Annotated in this window: 20 protein-coding genes; 15 read left to right on the forward strand and 5 right to left on the reverse strand. The window is 41.5% G+C overall.

All coding sequences use genetic code 11. The annotated features are described in order from the left end of the window. Positions 1-18 precede the first annotated feature (18 nt). The 3 genes from SYN7502_RS07160 to SYN7502_RS07175 all read right to left on the reverse strand — a co-directional run bounded on the left by SYN7502_RS07160 (position 19) and on the right by SYN7502_RS07175 (position 2667). Positions 19-1458, reverse strand: coding sequence for an MFS transporter (locus SYN7502_RS07160; protein ID WP_015168180.1), 1440 nt, complete (start codon positions 1456-1458; stop codon positions 19-21). Positions 1459-2122: 664 nt separating this feature from the next. Beyond that, positions 2123-2401: a hypothetical protein gene (locus tag SYN7502_RS07170; RefSeq protein WP_015168182.1), complete on the reverse strand. Its 279-nt coding sequence runs from the start codon at positions 2399-2401 to the stop codon at positions 2123-2125. Positions 2402-2421: 20 nt separating this feature from the next. Beyond that, positions 2422-2667: a hypothetical protein gene (locus SYN7502_RS07175; protein WP_144050182.1), complete on the reverse strand. Its 246-nt coding sequence runs from the start codon at positions 2665-2667 to the stop codon at positions 2422-2424. Positions 2668-3809: 1142 nt separating this feature from the next. Between SYN7502_RS07175 and SYN7502_RS07180 the strand changes: the two genes are divergently transcribed. Next, positions 3810-4136, forward strand: coding sequence for a hypothetical protein (locus tag SYN7502_RS07180; RefSeq protein WP_015168184.1), 327 nt, complete (start codon positions 3810-3812; stop codon positions 4134-4136). 147 nt (positions 4137-4283) lie between these two features. Further along, positions 4284-4439 (forward strand): hypothetical protein, encoded by a 156-nt coding sequence (locus SYN7502_RS20495; protein WP_210391330.1) that lies wholly within the window; start codon positions 4284-4286, stop codon positions 4437-4439. Positions 4440-5213: 774 nt separating this feature from the next. Here the strand turns inward: SYN7502_RS20495 and SYN7502_RS07190 are convergent. Both SYN7502_RS07190 and SYN7502_RS19655 read right to left on the reverse strand, forming a co-directional pair. Continuing rightward, positions 5214-6221 (reverse strand): tetratricopeptide repeat protein, encoded by a 1008-nt coding sequence (locus tag SYN7502_RS07190; protein ID WP_015168186.1) that lies wholly within the window; start codon positions 6219-6221, stop codon positions 5214-5216. Between the two features lie 105 nt (positions 6222-6326). Beyond that, positions 6327-6524, reverse strand: coding sequence for a hypothetical protein (locus SYN7502_RS19655; RefSeq protein WP_144050183.1), 198 nt, complete (start codon positions 6522-6524; stop codon positions 6327-6329). Between the two features lie 30 nt (positions 6525-6554). On the opposite strand from SYN7502_RS19655, the gene SYN7502_RS18225 reads away from it, so the two are divergent. From SYN7502_RS18225 to SYN7502_RS07260, 13 genes are all read left to right on the forward strand, one after another. Further along, complete coding sequence (locus SYN7502_RS18225; protein ID WP_051023593.1) at positions 6555-6938, forward strand: hypothetical protein; 384 nt, start codon at positions 6555-6557, stop codon at positions 6936-6938. An 85-nt stretch (positions 6939-7023) separates the two neighbouring features. Continuing rightward, positions 7024-7719 (forward strand): hypothetical protein, encoded by a 696-nt coding sequence (locus SYN7502_RS07200; protein ID WP_015168187.1) that lies wholly within the window; start codon positions 7024-7026, stop codon positions 7717-7719. 34 nt (positions 7720-7753) lie between these two features. Next, complete coding sequence (locus tag SYN7502_RS07205) at positions 7754-7990, forward strand: type II toxin-antitoxin system Phd/YefM family antitoxin (RefSeq protein ID WP_015168188.1); 237 nt, start codon at positions 7754-7756, stop codon at positions 7988-7990. Between the two features lie 6 nt (positions 7991-7996). Further along, on the forward strand, positions 7997-8383 hold the full coding sequence (locus SYN7502_RS07210) for a type II toxin-antitoxin system VapC family toxin (RefSeq protein ID WP_015168189.1): 387 nt from the start codon (positions 7997-7999) through the stop codon (positions 8381-8383). A gap of 34 nt (positions 8384-8417) precedes the next feature. Then, the gene (locus SYN7502_RS07215) at positions 8418-8939 is read left to right on the forward strand and encodes a siphovirus Gp157 family protein (protein WP_015168190.1); all 522 of its coding nucleotides are present in this window, start codon (positions 8418-8420) and stop codon (positions 8937-8939) included. A gap of 44 nt (positions 8940-8983) precedes the next feature. Further along, on the forward strand, positions 8984-9331 hold the full coding sequence (locus SYN7502_RS07220; RefSeq protein WP_015168191.1) for a hypothetical protein: 348 nt from the start codon (positions 8984-8986) through the stop codon (positions 9329-9331). Between the two features lie 21 nt (positions 9332-9352). After that, positions 9353-9697 (forward strand): DUF6876 family protein, encoded by a 345-nt coding sequence (locus SYN7502_RS07225; protein ID WP_015168192.1) that lies wholly within the window; start codon positions 9353-9355, stop codon positions 9695-9697. A 65-nt stretch (positions 9698-9762) separates the two neighbouring features. Then, positions 9763-9945 carry a helix-turn-helix domain-containing protein gene (locus SYN7502_RS07230; RefSeq protein WP_015168193.1) on the forward strand — a complete coding sequence of 61 codons (183 nt, stop codon included), beginning with the start codon at positions 9763-9765 and terminating at the stop codon, positions 9943-9945. 124 nt (positions 9946-10069) lie between these two features. Next, positions 10070-10801, forward strand: a complete 732-nt coding sequence (locus SYN7502_RS07235; RefSeq protein ID WP_015168194.1) for a hypothetical protein — start codon at positions 10070-10072, stop codon at positions 10799-10801. A 49-nt stretch (positions 10802-10850) separates the two neighbouring features. Then, positions 10851-11900, forward strand: a complete 1050-nt coding sequence (locus SYN7502_RS20940) for a hypothetical protein (RefSeq protein WP_015168195.1) — start codon at positions 10851-10853, stop codon at positions 11898-11900. A 3-nt stretch (positions 11901-11903) separates the two neighbouring features. Next, positions 11904-12404, forward strand: coding sequence for a C39 family peptidase (locus tag SYN7502_RS07245; RefSeq protein ID WP_015168196.1), 501 nt, complete (start codon positions 11904-11906; stop codon positions 12402-12404). 162 nt (positions 12405-12566) lie between these two features. Continuing rightward, a complete protein-coding gene (locus SYN7502_RS07255) occupies positions 12567-12815 on the forward strand; it encodes a hypothetical protein (protein WP_015168198.1) in 249 nt (82 codons plus the stop codon). Then, on the forward strand, positions 12812-13564 hold the full coding sequence (locus tag SYN7502_RS07260) for a hypothetical protein (protein ID WP_015168199.1): 753 nt from the start codon (positions 12812-12814) through the stop codon (positions 13562-13564). The genes SYN7502_RS07255 and SYN7502_RS07260 overlap by 4 nt, the downstream gene beginning before the upstream one ends. Positions 13565-13682: the final 118 nt, after the last annotated feature.

Genomic DNA, 13682 nt, shown 5'->3' on the forward strand with positions numbered 1-13682 from the left:
GTACATAATTAACCTCATTTAATGGGGATTGAGGGGAATTTGAGGACGAAGCCCCAACTCCCTTAATTTCAGTAAAATCTCTTCATGTCTCAGCCGCGAGATGGGATATACGAAGGCAAAAAATATGCCACCTAATAATGCCAAAATTGGAACTAGACTTATCATCAGGCGGATTGCCCAAAGTGCAGATTCTGGTTGAATTGGCGGCGAGTTCTCCGCGATAGTTGGGATAAAATTGCTCCAATCTAGAGTTTTTCCTACTAAAAAGAGAGCGATCGCAATGCCAATCTTGAGTAACTGAGTCACAAATCCATAAAATACCCCTTCTTGTCGCTGTCCCGTTCGCAACTCCTCATAGTCAATAACATCAGGCAACATGGCACCCGGAATCAGATAGACTACAGAAATCCCTGCTCCGGCTAATACCGCTAAACCATACATCAAGACAACTTGCCCCGGCTGCACTAAAAATAAACCAATTTGAGCGATCGCCCACAGGGGAATACCAAGAAAGTAGACCGCCTTTTTCCCTAGTCTTTGACTGAGAATGCTCCAAGGAATCATCATGATTAAAGCCGTTCCTTGCACTGCGATCGCGGCTTGGGCAAAGTGTTGATCGGGCAATCCCATCCAATTTACGACAAAGTAAGGTAAAATCGCTGAATTAGTTTGGACGGCAATCCAAGAACAGAGATAAATACCCATCAAGATCAGAAATGGAATATTGCTTAGCACAATCCGCATCTGGGCAATGAGATTAGGCGAATTATCGTTATGATCATTTATACTGATGTGCTTATTCATCAGGCGCAATTGGGGGCGCGTTCCCCAGATGCAAACAAATATTGTCAATGTCGATAGAATTGCGAAGGCGATCGCCATCATCAAATATTTATCCTGCGGATTAGATATCTTAGCGAAGATGATCTGTGCCACGATTAAAGCGAAGATTCCCGCTCCTAGTCCAAAAGCGGCTTTAAACCCGTTTAAACCAGTACGTTCGTGATAGTCTTGGGTTAAATCGGGAATCAATGCCAAGTATGGCAAAAACACAGCCGAAAAGGCGGTATCTGCTAACAAAGAGATCGCTGCATAGTACCAAAAGAGGAATATTTGGTTGAGTTGAAGTTCGCTGCTAAAATTTGGTACAATCCATTGCATTACGGACAGGCTTGCAAAAGGAATACTGCCCCAGAGCATCCATGAGTGCCGCTTTCCCCATTTAGAGACCGTGCGATCGCTCAACCAGCCAATGACTGGATCGTTAACTGCATCCCAGATTCTGCCTATCAATAACACCGTACCGGCAAGGCTAGGATTTAACCCAGCCACATTCGTCAGAAAGAATAACTGAAAGAAGGCGCGAATAGTCACAAAGATAGAAGCACCAATTTCGCCAATTCCATAGGAAAGTTTGGTTTTGAAATTCAGCTTAGTTCCTAAATAATCTGATTGCATAACATCCTTCCTTAAAAACTTCTAAATGCTCTACCAAAATCGCTTAATGAGAATGAATTTCTAACTTCCCAAGTGCTTAAGCTATTGCCATCCCGAATCTTCTGTTGGCTTCCATAGGCGTTAATTCCAAAATATAATGATGCTGAAATCATGATTGATAACATCGCAGCTTTAAATACTAAGTTTTTGCGCATATCCAACCTCCAAAATGTGAAATAACTTTGATGTCATTACAATCTCAGAGTTTCTTGGTAGGATAGGCTCAGATTTAAGTTCACTTTTGCGCTCACTTTTAAGCAATGCCGTTATGAGTTTCCTGTTCTTCTCCGAATATAATCTCTTCAACAACTTTGTAACACCACCGATTTGTTGGACTGTCAGCTAATCTGTCCGCCTACAGACTTGGCTAATTCTTCGACTTAGTCATCTACGGTAATGTATATCATCACACCACTTCCGGTTCTACTAATAAACAAAATACTGAATCATCCTTGATTAATCCTGGAATCTCCAGCCAAACATCAATATGCCACAAAATAAAATAGAACCGGATATAATTTTCAATCCGAATTGTGGAAACGCCAGCAGATGGAATGTCAATGAACCATTCTTGCTCAATTCGGGAAACGCCGGGTAATATCGTTAGGGGTGGTAAATCATAATACTAAAAATATTTACCGTCGAAGTTTGTATCATTGGCAACGGCATACAGATAAACTTCTAAACAGATTAATCTTCCCCACACCTTACCGCCTGTCTTCGCTTCATACCCACTTAGTAAATGACGGCGGAAGGTCACAACCATAGTTTCACCTAAACGTAGTGAATAACTCTGGGGGATCAATTCACTAGGATTAGCCCGATTGAGAGTTTTTAGCTTCCTAGGGATTGCCCACAAAGTACGAATACCAAATAATATTTGCAATAAGCCGATAAGGAACATGAACAGAAAGAACAGATCCCTCAGACTAATAATCCCCCCAATAATGAAGACCCAAATATCCCAAGACTGGAGATTCCTGAAATCAGCATAAATATCCCAGTAAACAATTGAGCTTTAATTCCTGCTCCTTGACGCGTATTTTCCAAATCCGTAAACACAAATCCCCTTAGTTGTTTTGCGGGTTTATTATCCATGCGTCTATATAGTTTTTCTGCTAAAGTCTTGACGCGATTTTCTAATTTAGGAGGCTCTTGTGAAACAGACATCTGTATTTTTTCATCGCTACACACAAAATCTTTAGGCATAAAGCTGCTGGAACTAGATAAATGGTAGGGCTTTTAAAGCTCAGAAAGCTAAGGAATTATTCCTACTAACGTACCCTAATTTGCTGCTACCCTAGCTAGGATTGTGCCGCCTAACTGGGTATTATAAATAAACTATACGCATAAACACCTTGATTGTGCTAATTATACGGAAACCTTCTGGGTAGAATGACTTTCCGGTGTGTGATCAAGAAAAATGCTCGATTTTGCCGTTTTCTGGATCAAATACTGGAAAAGAGAATACTTTATGTGATCGCCCCCAAAGTAATGTTTATAGCGATCGCACATAAATCTAGGAGATATTTCTAAGAATCTCTGCGATCGCCCACCCCAACCAACGGCTTGCCCACCACATTACGCTATTCGCTCCTCATGACCCGCTCCATTCCCACCGCGCCGCAGACTCCCAAGCACAAAGGATGGTCATAACCCCAGATTGATTGGATCGTGGCAGACAGAAGACTGGGCAAATCTCAGCAAGGCTTCCAAATTCTAGCCAGTCATTACCGCAAATCCCCACTTCAAACCGTGGACTAAGACAAATACCTCATCATCTCAGTATTACAACTCTCAGCACTGGTAACAACTCTGAAATCATCAACCATCGACTAAACGCACGACTAGAACACATCAGATAGAAACAGGAGGGCAACTGCTCAAACTCAAACAACTCAGCAGTTCAGAAGATACCTTTGGGCATCCCAGAAAGAGATACAGATAGCGTAGACAAGCTAAACCATTACAGCAGTCAGATAGCTCTAAATCCCGTTCTTCAGTTAGGGGCGTTGGTCGAAGCGGTGTCTCTGTCATAAAAAAGTTGAACTACCTATACTTAAATCTTGCATCCTGCGCGTCTCTTCACTCCAACGGGTGAAATGTATCTGGATAAATTCACAGTTTCTAAGCGATTCCCTTTCAGCCCCGCAAGCGTGGATCACCAAGAACCAGTAAACGATTTTCCCCAGACCCCTTTCCGTGCTTCGGCTTGAATGCTGGCGACTTGTATAGAGTTCAACTAAATTTCATGACTATCAACAAATCCGCTTTATCTTCCAACTTCAAGCCCCTAACTCGCAAAGAACGTGATGAGCAAATCGCCTTCCGCAAATGGCATCGCGGAAGATGCGACCTTTAGAGTCTTCCGCGATGCCATTGAGTTTGGAGTGATCGAGGCAGTAGCTCCACCTGTCAAACTACCCGATGGTTCTCTCAGTCGTGCCGAGTTCGATGGTGATGACATCAAGGAGTTGTACGCAGAGGCTTGGGAGAAGTTCAATGCTGAGTTCGATGAAGCCTTTGTCAAAGCCACGGTAGATGAGATGGTGGACTTCGCAGGTAAGCACTTCGGCTACAAGCTAAAAGACCTGCAAGAGATGAATGCCCAGCGTTCTGCTGTCCGCCACAATCGCTAATCACTCTAGGGGGTTCTGCCCCCTTTCTCTCTTTTTTCCTTTGCCCACCCCCCACCCGTAAGAATGGATTCAGCCGTGTTCCCACCGCTTCAGTTAATATCTACACCACTTCCAAGCATTCAGTCGTGTCTTGAAAGTGATGAGGTAGTGATCACACTCACCAAAATCCACAACGAGAAATTTAACAACTTAGTGGACAGACATTATGCCAGAGTTCCCCATTACCTCCCCTATAAAGTTGGCTATGGTAAAACCTTCACGATGGTAGCCAAACAATATTCAATCGAACGCTTGCAGGCTTGAATAATTATAATAGTTGTAGTATTATGCAACTATTAGTATTAATGTAAGGAATGGTATCACTGCTGGTATGACACTTACAAATATTAGCAGAATCAAAAATTATATAAAAACTGCAGCCATTCCCAGTGCCTAGCATTTGGATATCTCCTAATTTATGTATTGGGAGATTAAGAGGGAACTTCTGATCAGTTTCGACTATAAATATTTCCTCACCACATTCAATTTTGTATTTGTATTTCATCTTATCTAAATCATTAGATTGCCTTTAACATAAACAGAAAGATATAGATGCTTTGGAAAGACTAAGTTACTCGACCTCCTACTAGTAGGAATTATCGGGAAATTTTGGCTTAAGCATTTCTAGCTCTTTAAAAACAAAACTTTTTTATTCGTTGACTATATCATAGTGTCCAGATAGTTGGAAGAAAAGCCAGAATATGGAGCACAAATACAAAACCTACAAATTGTAATATTTCTGTTGGCTATATAGTTTCTACTTGCAAAAACATAAGATTTCCACAATTACAGACGGAAGAATAGAAATAAAAAAATATGGAGGCAAGAACTGGAGTATCTTTAATACCTTTATCTTTTGCTAAGTATCGACAGTATGGAAAATAAATTGTGGAAAAGCTACCAATTAATAAACTAAATACACTAATTGCAATATAAATCAATTGGTAAAAGGTAAATAATTAAAGGATAATAGCTGCAAAAGCTGAGATGTCAAACGGAAAAATGCTTGGAGCTTTAGATATAGTTCTCAAATGAGTTTCAAAGTAAGAATTTACGAAGTGCCAAAGCAAAATGTTCAGTAACTCTAATGATAATCTCTTTAGGTCTATAGAGATTAATTACTTTAGAATGAAGCCAACCCAATTGATCTTGGTCATTTGAATCCCATGTAGAACGATTTGACCATTGAAATGATGGTTGATCAAAGTTGTAAACATAAATGACTAAATTTTCTTGTGGTGGAGTTAATTCCCATATCGAGGATATACCGCATTCCGCAGATAAAACAGGGTAGTTGTAATCACAATCTCTAGCAACTGTAATAATTAAGCTATATGAGGAGGAAGGTCCCTGCTTCTTATTAGTCTCTAGATACCATACATTAACAAAATTATCTCCAATAGCAGCATTACGCTCTAGAAACTGGACTTCATAATGCCAAATCTCAGGATTATTTTCATAATCAGCAGATATAATTGCATTATTTATTGCAATAGATTCTAAGGCAATATCTGTATAAATTTCTGGAAACTCAGAAATATTAAGTTGATTTAATGCATAATTGTAGGACTTTATAGCCAATATTTTTCTTTCTTTATTTAGATAATTAATAGAATTTAGAAAAGCAATCTCTAGTGCATTATTTCCAAAGAGGCTCTTACTTTGATCAATTCCACCAACTATTGGGTTGAAGACGAAATTTCCATTTTTGTAGCCGCTTAGAAAAATTTTATATGCCGAAATTGATTCTTCGTTCATACCAGCTTCAATGTATGAACTAGCGAGGGAAAGGGATGCTTTTGTATATTTTGGAAATAATTGGGTAAGATTTGTGTAAACTTGCAAAGCTTCTGATAATCTACCAACTCTTTTAAGAGTAGAAGCATAATTGTTGTAATACGTTGGCTCATTCCTATCAAGTGCAATGGCTTGAGAGTAATAACTTAAAGCACGGGTAAAATCACCTAATGATACGCAGACGTTAGCTTGATTGTACAAATTGCTAGCTTCAGCTTTATTTGTTGAATCAAAACCTTTCTCATCCATACGGTTGCTCCTAACATTGTTATCATTATTCAGGAAATTCTTATGCTCGATTATATCTTCGTTACGACCAAAAATATCTGAGTTTATTAGTTCATTTAATTCAAATCAAGAACCAGAGAATTTGTTAATTAACTGATTATCTTCCCGAGGACATCGACTTGATCTTGGAAGAATTGAACCACTGCCGAACCCAAAGTTAAAGTTGAAACTGTAGGAACTAGCTTCAGTAATGGGTTTGACAATTATGAAATCAACGGTATCACCTTCACTGGCAAACCCCGTCAATATCGTGCCGACTGTCAATCTGGTCAGTTCAAAATCGGTGGAGCCAAGATGCTTGGTAAAACTTTGAATCTGGAAATTCTTGCATTCCGTAAAATCCAAGATGAACTCTTTGCCTATGAATTCCAAACTTGGTTAGAGATTATCTTCATTGATGCTCAAAATATCATCAGCCACATCCTGTTTAAGACCGAGAGTTTAGATAACTTTGATGAATTGGTACTTGAGCTTTCCGAACGTAAAGTGGCGATCGCTTGCGGAACTGTAACTGCCCAAATGCAATCTCGATCCAGTCGCACCAACGGCACTAATTACTATGCTGTGGAATTTACTTGGCAACCCAACCCCCCCGAGCGCATTGAGGAAATTAAGGCATTTGCTAAAACTATTCCATACGAAGCTCTAACCGTTTATGCCTTACCAGAGGCAGCTTAGTTAACTGGATAAACAAAACCTTCGGATTGGGTGGGATTAGAAATAGTCTCGCCCATTTATTTTATGAATATTCAAGGAGAAGCAAATGTCTTTACTACTTCATGTCAACGGACTATCGGCAACCAGAAACGAAGTTTATAATATCCCCACCCCCGACCATACAAGCACTTGGCAACCAGTGCCGCACCGAGACTTTATCGAAACTATCCTAGAAAATGCTGATAAAGCGGGGTTAACCATTCGTTCAGAAGCATACGGACTGGCAAATAAAGGTAAACGGCTATTTGGTGTAATCGCCTTTGACCAAGGTAACGAACATGGCTGGAGCATCGGCATCAGAAATTCCCACGATAAATCATTAAAAGCTGGCATCGTCGGTGGAGCCAGAATCTTTGTCTGCGACAACCTTTGCTTTTCTGGAGAGTTCAAGGCACAACGCAAACATACTCCCAAGATCGACATTAACTCTATGATTGGCGATGCCTTTAGCCAACTACCCGACCAGATTGATAACCTCTACAAGAATCTGGAACGGTTGAAGATGGAAGGTCTAACCGAAGATGAAGCAAAGCTGGCAATCTTCAAAGCCGCAGAGGATCGTATCGTTGCGCCCAGTGAAGTCTTGAATATTTGGCACGAGTTTCAAAAGCCAACCTATTCCGAGTTTCAAGAGCCAACTAAATTCAACTTATTGATGGCTTTTACCGAACAGGCGAAGACATACTCAGCAGGAAAACTGGATAAATTACATCAGAAATTGCCAGCACTGCTAGGTTACTAAGTCCGACAATTTAACTTTGAGTTAAAATTAATCCATGACCATAACAGTAACCATTCCCGAAGCCAGCCAACAATTCTCCCAACTAATGGGACAAGTCATGCTGGGCGAAGAAATTATCATCTGTGAAAACGGCGAAGCGATCGCCATAATCAAACCTAGTCCTAAAAAGCGACAACCCCGCATAGCAGGTCAAGATAAAGGGAAAATCTTCATTGCCACAAACTTCAACGATCCTTTGCCAGACGATATTTTGGATAGCTTCACAAATTAATTAGCAATGAGAATACTCCTTGATACCCATACCTTCCTGTGGTGGGTTGCTGACGACCCAAAACTATCTGTAAATGCCAAAGCTATTATTGCTAACCCAGATAACGATGTGTACTTCAGTGTTGTCAGTGCATGGGAAATTATTATCAAAGTGGGGACTGGAAAGCTTACTTTATCTGAAGCACCCGAAACTTATATTCCCAGTCGAGTCGCCTCAAACCAATTTGAGATACTACCCGTGCAGATGTCGCACATTTTGAGGGTTAATAGTTTACCCAATTTTCACAAAGACCCCTTTGACAGATTATTAATCGCCCAAAGTATGGAAGAGAACTTATTAATTGTGACAATAGATAACCTAATAATCCAGTACCCAGTTAAATCCATCTGGTAGTCCTTTGGTTTGGTTGAAATTAAGGACAAATAATATGAGTACCCTGTACCAAATCAACCACGATCTAAACGAACTAGAAAATCAACTAGAAGAACTTGACCTAAACAATGCCAGTCAAGACGAGCATAATGCTTTCATCGAACAATGGTTGTGCCTTGAAGGTGAACTGCATTCAAAGCTCGACAACTATGGTATTTTCATCCGAGAACTGGAAGCAAGGGCAGAAGTAAGAAAAGCTGAAGCAAAGCGATTGGATGAACTAGCTACAGTAGATGAGAATAAAGTAAAGGCATTGAAAGCATCATTGCTCTATGTATTTACAGCCCGTGAAATCAAGAAACTGGAAACCAAGCGATTTTCATTTTCTAGGGTAAAGAATGGTGGTAAAGCACCTCTAGTCCTAAATGAATTAACTCCTATTTCTGAAATACCTAAAGAGTTTCAAACTGTGATCGTCCAAGTCAGTAAAGAAACCGTGAGAATAGCTCTGGAATCTGGACGAGAATTACCTTTTGCCAAACTTGGTGAACGAGGGGAGAACATCAGAATCAAGTAACAAAAGTCTTACAGCGATATTGAAATCAAATTAGCAAGAAAACTATGACCAAAACTAAAATCGCATTAACTATCGTTAAATTACTAGGAATTACTGCATTGTTGGCGATCGCCCTAGCAACCATAATCCTAATTGAAACATTACAGCTAATTGCCCATCTAATCCATGCTCTAACCGAAAAACCAGAGATAACTCTGTCCATTCAACCACTTCTCAAACCTATAGTTCCCATCAAATTTCCCAACACCAAACCCCAATGGATGATCGACCTATTACCCAGAGAATACCTCACCATCAAATACCTGAAAGCATGGGCAAAACAACGGCGAATCAAAAACTATTCCAAACTCAGTAAATCCAACCTAATCCTTGCCCTCAGTCCTGCGGGTTAAGCAAAACTAAAAAGAAGTCAAATGATTACCCAATCGGATTTACAACAATTCTACGGCACAGAACAACATTACCGATACCTCAACATCCTAATCACCGATGGAGTCAAATATCTGGCTGACGAAGGAGAATGCCATTGGCTTCTAGGCATCATTGCCAGCTTCCATCATCAAATCAAGCGAAACGGCAGGCTCTATGAGTTTTGTCTATGGCAAGCCGAACGGAAAGGCGATGGAGCCATAATCACAGCCAGAGGAGATACAAATGAACCAGCATTCCTAGAACAACATCTCGACTATGCCGAACTTACCTTTAACATCAAACTCTATCAATGTGGAAAAGTGGTAATGCTACCCAGCGAATATTAAATATGCTCTACATCTAGTATGATGAGCCATAATAACAAATGGTACCCGCTAGATGTAGAGGCATTATGCAAACCACTCAACCCACATCTAAATTTATTAAAGAACTCCGCTTTCGTCTTGGCATGACCCAAGAACAGTTTGCTGCGGAGTTGGGGGTGACAGTTGCATCAGTAAGACGCTGGGAAAATAATAAAGCTACCCCTTCACCATTAGCTTTAAAAGTAATGGAATCTCTTAACAACCAGTAGTCTGAGTAGTCAGATGAGTACTCAAGTGAGCGGTCAACTGAGTAGTCATTTGCAGTGGTAATCCATAGCAAATCCAGAGATGATTCTGATCAAATCCAGATCAGTCCCATATCAACTCCATATCATGGCAAAAGTAACCAGCTTAATCAAATACCAAGGAACCCTTGATGGCGTAACGATTGACAAGGACGGCAACGCTAAAATGGCAGCCAAGTCTCGTACCATCACTTCCAATCGCACCAAAGAAAACAACTCCGAATTCGCAGTAGCCGCCAAACAAGGCAAAGTTATTCGTGATGCCCTTCGGGTATTGGATATAGGCGATAGATTCCTATCCTCTCGGATGCTAAAAGTAGTTCGTTCTGGCATTGCCCTCGATGATACTAACGAACGGGGTAAGCGCATCCTATCCAATAATGAGGCAAAGACCGTCCTCAAAGGCTTTGAGCTAAATGGTAATGCCAACTTTCTAGCCGTTGCTCCCATTAAGGTTAACTTCAATGCAGGTGCTACTGAAACCACCATTGACATCAAGAATCTCTTGGATGGTGATGTCACCCTGAAGGACTTAAATGCTCCTGATGGTACTACCCATGCCGCTGCAATTGGTATGGCAGCAATTATTGATATTAGCCCAGAAGTCCTACAGGTCAAGGATATTATCGTAGTCCAATCCGATGTTGCAACTGGAACTGAGCCTATCGTTTTAGCTCCCTTAGTTTACGAAGCTCCAACTACCGAAATAGTAATTATTACTCTAGCTATCAAGTTCTACCAACAGGTAAGTGGTGAGTTCTACGACTTACAGAATGGAGCTTATGACGTAGCTCGTATTCTCGATATTTATACTGCCTAAGCCAGTTCCCTAAATTAGTTCGATTCATTCACCCATACTCAAAAAGATAATGCCAGACCAAATAATTGAGATACCTCCTAATACTGAGGTTGTAATTTCCATCACCATAAATCCTTGCCATTGCGATCCATCAGTACTCACAGAATCTTCTCCAATCGAAGAAATTCCCTTTAGCCCAGAAGTACCTTCAATAGATGAGTCTGAAACTATTGTGGTTATCGATCCGCCCCTAGAGCAGCCCATAGAGGAAACATTAACTCTAGTTCTGGATAATCCTTTGGAACCTGAAGTTTTACTGCCTTTCAACGAGGAACCTACAATAATTCCAACCGTGGAAACACCTAGTTTTGAAATTGAATCAGTTATTGAAGTAATTTCGACTATTCCAGAGGTTACACCAATAGCTGAGCTAGTACCAGAAGTTCAACCAGTAGTTGAACCTACCCCATCTTCCTCAGAAGCTTTACCAATTGAAGCAACTTTACTAGAAGTAGAACCTACACCTGTAGAAACTCCTATAACGGTAACGATTGAAGAAACCTTACCAGAAGTTCAACCAGTAGTTGAAACTCCTTCAACTTCCCCAGTTACTTTACCGATTGAATTACCCAATGCTGAAGTTTTTCCAGTATCAATAACTCCTATCCTAGTTACCGATTCTCCTGTGGAATTATCAAATCCAATTCCCATAGCAGTAGCTCCAAGTCTTGAAGTTCATAACTGTAAACTATCCTCTAGTCTGACCCTAGCAGAGTTCACCAAGCGGCTAATCGCAGCCACTAAAGACTTACTCTACCCCTCTGAGTCTGACTTCCCCATCGAAGTCCTATCCAAAGGACTCAGTACTAAAATACCGCCAATTAAAGGTATCGAAGTACGCAACCTTGAGCGAGTCTTCCCTGAATTTTTGAGATTGAGCGATGAAATTGGGACGCAAGCAGCTAGATGGCAAGCCCTGTATCAGCTAATCAAAGCTAATACCGTCACCACAGTTTGGCATTACCCAGTCAAACAAAAACGCTATACCCATGAGGAGTTAGTAATCATGCTCCACCCCCAAGGCACAGTCGGACTTCGCATTAAACTCGTGGAAACCTAAGCCATGATCGATCTTAATATCCCCTACTTCAGCCAGCTTGACAATGCTTTAAATCCATACGGTTCCTGCAACGTCACCAGTATCGCCATGTGCCTTTATTTCCTGGGCATTCGTGGTAATGGACAGGGACAGCTAGAAGATCAACTCTACCGTCAGATGGAATCTATGGGATTGAGTCGTCATTCTCCTTACGATCTCGCTCAGTTGGTAAGACAGTATCGGCGCAAGGATAACTTCGATCCAACTGCCACTTGGCAAAGCGTTAAAGACTGGCTCATGCAAAAGAAGCCCATAGTAGTTCACGGCTACTTTACCAACTTTGGACATATCATCGTCATTCGTGGATTCAACGACAAAGGGTTTATCGTCAACGACCCATACGGAGAGTTTTGGGCAAGTGGCTACGACAATAATGCCAGTGGGGCTGGATTGACCTACAGCTATGACCTAATGCGAGATCGTTGCGGTCATGATGGCGACTTATGGATTCACTTTATCTCTTGAAACTATGGATAACCGCTTTTGGCTACAGGCGATTTTGAGTTTAATCGTTGTTGGCTTTTGCCTCGTTCAAATAAGCAAAGGTAATACCGATGGCGGATATTGGGCAACCGTCTCAGCCATTCTTGGTTATTGGTTGCCCTCGCCCGTGGAGAATAAAAAATTATGAAAATTGACAACAACCTAAGAATTGATCCCAGCACCATTGCACAGACTTTTCTAATTGCGACTTTGCTTGCTCTCACCACCACTGTTTTACAGCTACGTCAGGATGTGGCTCTACTCCGTGACCAAATGCAGAACTTCATCTTGGCAAAGGAATTTGCTGCTTTCAAGGTGATCGCTGAGCAACATGACGAACAGTACGAAAAACGCTTAGTACAAATCGAGAGAAAGCTGGAGCAGCATAAATGACCGAACCAAAATCTAAAGAATCCAAAGAAGTTACCGTACCTCCCTATACCCGTAAGGATGGGACTAAAGTTAATGGCTATACCTATACCAGAAACTCTGGCATCCTTGCTGGTTCCCGACCAGTCATTGAAGCGGGTGAAGATTTAATCCGTGAGTTATTAAAACCTGCGGATGTGAGAAATCCTACCGATCTGCTCAGGTATCTTAATGGCGATGCGATCAAGAAATATGGTTTATCGACACCCGAACGGGAAATGTTATTGAAATATGGCTTTAAGAAGTTTGGCAATACTTGGGTGCGCCCGAGCTTTGACGATCTGAGTAATGGGCAAGCGTTACGCAAACTTAATGGCATGAAGATCAAGCCAACTAATTTGCGCTCTGAAGATTTACAGGCTTTAGCTGTAAAGGGGATTAAATATTCAGACAAGGTTGGTAAGTTTGCCCGTGTTGCTACCACTGCGACTAAAGCGGCGACTAAGGTATTACCAGCCGTGGGTGCAGGTTTAGACTTTGCCACTGGGTTGGCTGAAGGTGAGGACGTGCAACGGGCAGCAACGGGAGCGGCTGGTTCTACCTTGGGTTCGATTGTTGGTGGAATCGGCATGGGTGCGGCAGCAGGATCGATTTTTCCTGGTATCGGTACTTTTGCTGGGGCAGTAGTCGGACTGGGTGGGGCAGTTATCGGCGGACTGGCGGGTGGCTATGCTGCTGATCGGGTTGATGAGGCGGTAAGGGGGAAGAAGTGACTCCTTCTCGGAGATTATTAGGATTAGACTGGCTTACACCTATGGCTCATGCCCCACTCGCAAAAGTGGGTTTTAATAAATGCCGAGAAGGTAGCGATCGCCAATAAGTATGGAAATA

Source organism: Synechococcus sp. PCC 7502 (genome assembly GCF_000317085.1).
Lineage (GTDB): Bacteria > Cyanobacteriota > Cyanobacteriia > Pseudanabaenales > Pseudanabaenaceae > PCC-7502.

Coding starts and splice junctions, on each gene's coding strand:
- SYN7502_RS07160 (WP_015168180.1), bottom strand. CDS start 1,458: ATGCAATCAGATTATTTAGGAACTAAGCTGAATTTCAAAACCAAACTT.
- SYN7502_RS07170 (WP_015168182.1), bottom strand. CDS start 2,401: ATGTTCCTTATCGGCTTATTGCAAATATTATTTGGTATTCGTACTTTG.
- SYN7502_RS07175 (WP_144050182.1), bottom strand. CDS start 2,667: ATGTCTGTTTCACAAGAGCCTCCTAAATTAGAAAATCGCGTCAAGACT.
- SYN7502_RS07180 (WP_015168184.1), top strand. CDS start 3,810: ATGAGCAAATCGCCTTCCGCAAATGGCATCGCGGAAGATGCGACCTTT.
- SYN7502_RS07190 (WP_015168186.1), bottom strand. CDS start 6,221: ATGGATGAGAAAGGTTTTGATTCAACAAATAAAGCTGAAGCTAGCAAT.
- SYN7502_RS18225 (WP_051023593.1), top strand. CDS start 6,555: ATGCTTGGTAAAACTTTGAATCTGGAAATTCTTGCATTCCGTAAAATC.
- SYN7502_RS07200 (WP_015168187.1), top strand. CDS start 7,024: ATGTCTTTACTACTTCATGTCAACGGACTATCGGCAACCAGAAACGAA.
- SYN7502_RS07205 (WP_015168188.1), top strand. CDS start 7,754: ATGACCATAACAGTAACCATTCCCGAAGCCAGCCAACAATTCTCCCAA.
- SYN7502_RS07210 (WP_015168189.1), top strand. CDS start 7,997: ATGAGAATACTCCTTGATACCCATACCTTCCTGTGGTGGGTTGCTGAC.
- SYN7502_RS07215 (WP_015168190.1), top strand. CDS start 8,418: ATGAGTACCCTGTACCAAATCAACCACGATCTAAACGAACTAGAAAAT.
- SYN7502_RS07220 (WP_015168191.1), top strand. CDS start 8,984: ATGACCAAAACTAAAATCGCATTAACTATCGTTAAATTACTAGGAATT.
- SYN7502_RS07225 (WP_015168192.1), top strand. CDS start 9,353: ATGATTACCCAATCGGATTTACAACAATTCTACGGCACAGAACAACAT.
- SYN7502_RS07230 (WP_015168193.1), top strand. CDS start 9,763: ATGCAAACCACTCAACCCACATCTAAATTTATTAAAGAACTCCGCTTT.
- SYN7502_RS07235 (WP_015168194.1), top strand. CDS start 10,070: ATGGCAAAAGTAACCAGCTTAATCAAATACCAAGGAACCCTTGATGGC.
- SYN7502_RS20940 (WP_015168195.1), top strand. CDS start 10,851: ATGCCAGACCAAATAATTGAGATACCTCCTAATACTGAGGTTGTAATT.
- SYN7502_RS07245 (WP_015168196.1), top strand. CDS start 11,904: ATGATCGATCTTAATATCCCCTACTTCAGCCAGCTTGACAATGCTTTA.
- SYN7502_RS07255 (WP_015168198.1), top strand. CDS start 12,567: ATGAAAATTGACAACAACCTAAGAATTGATCCCAGCACCATTGCACAG.
- SYN7502_RS07260 (WP_015168199.1), top strand. CDS start 12,812: ATGACCGAACCAAAATCTAAAGAATCCAAAGAAGTTACCGTACCTCCC.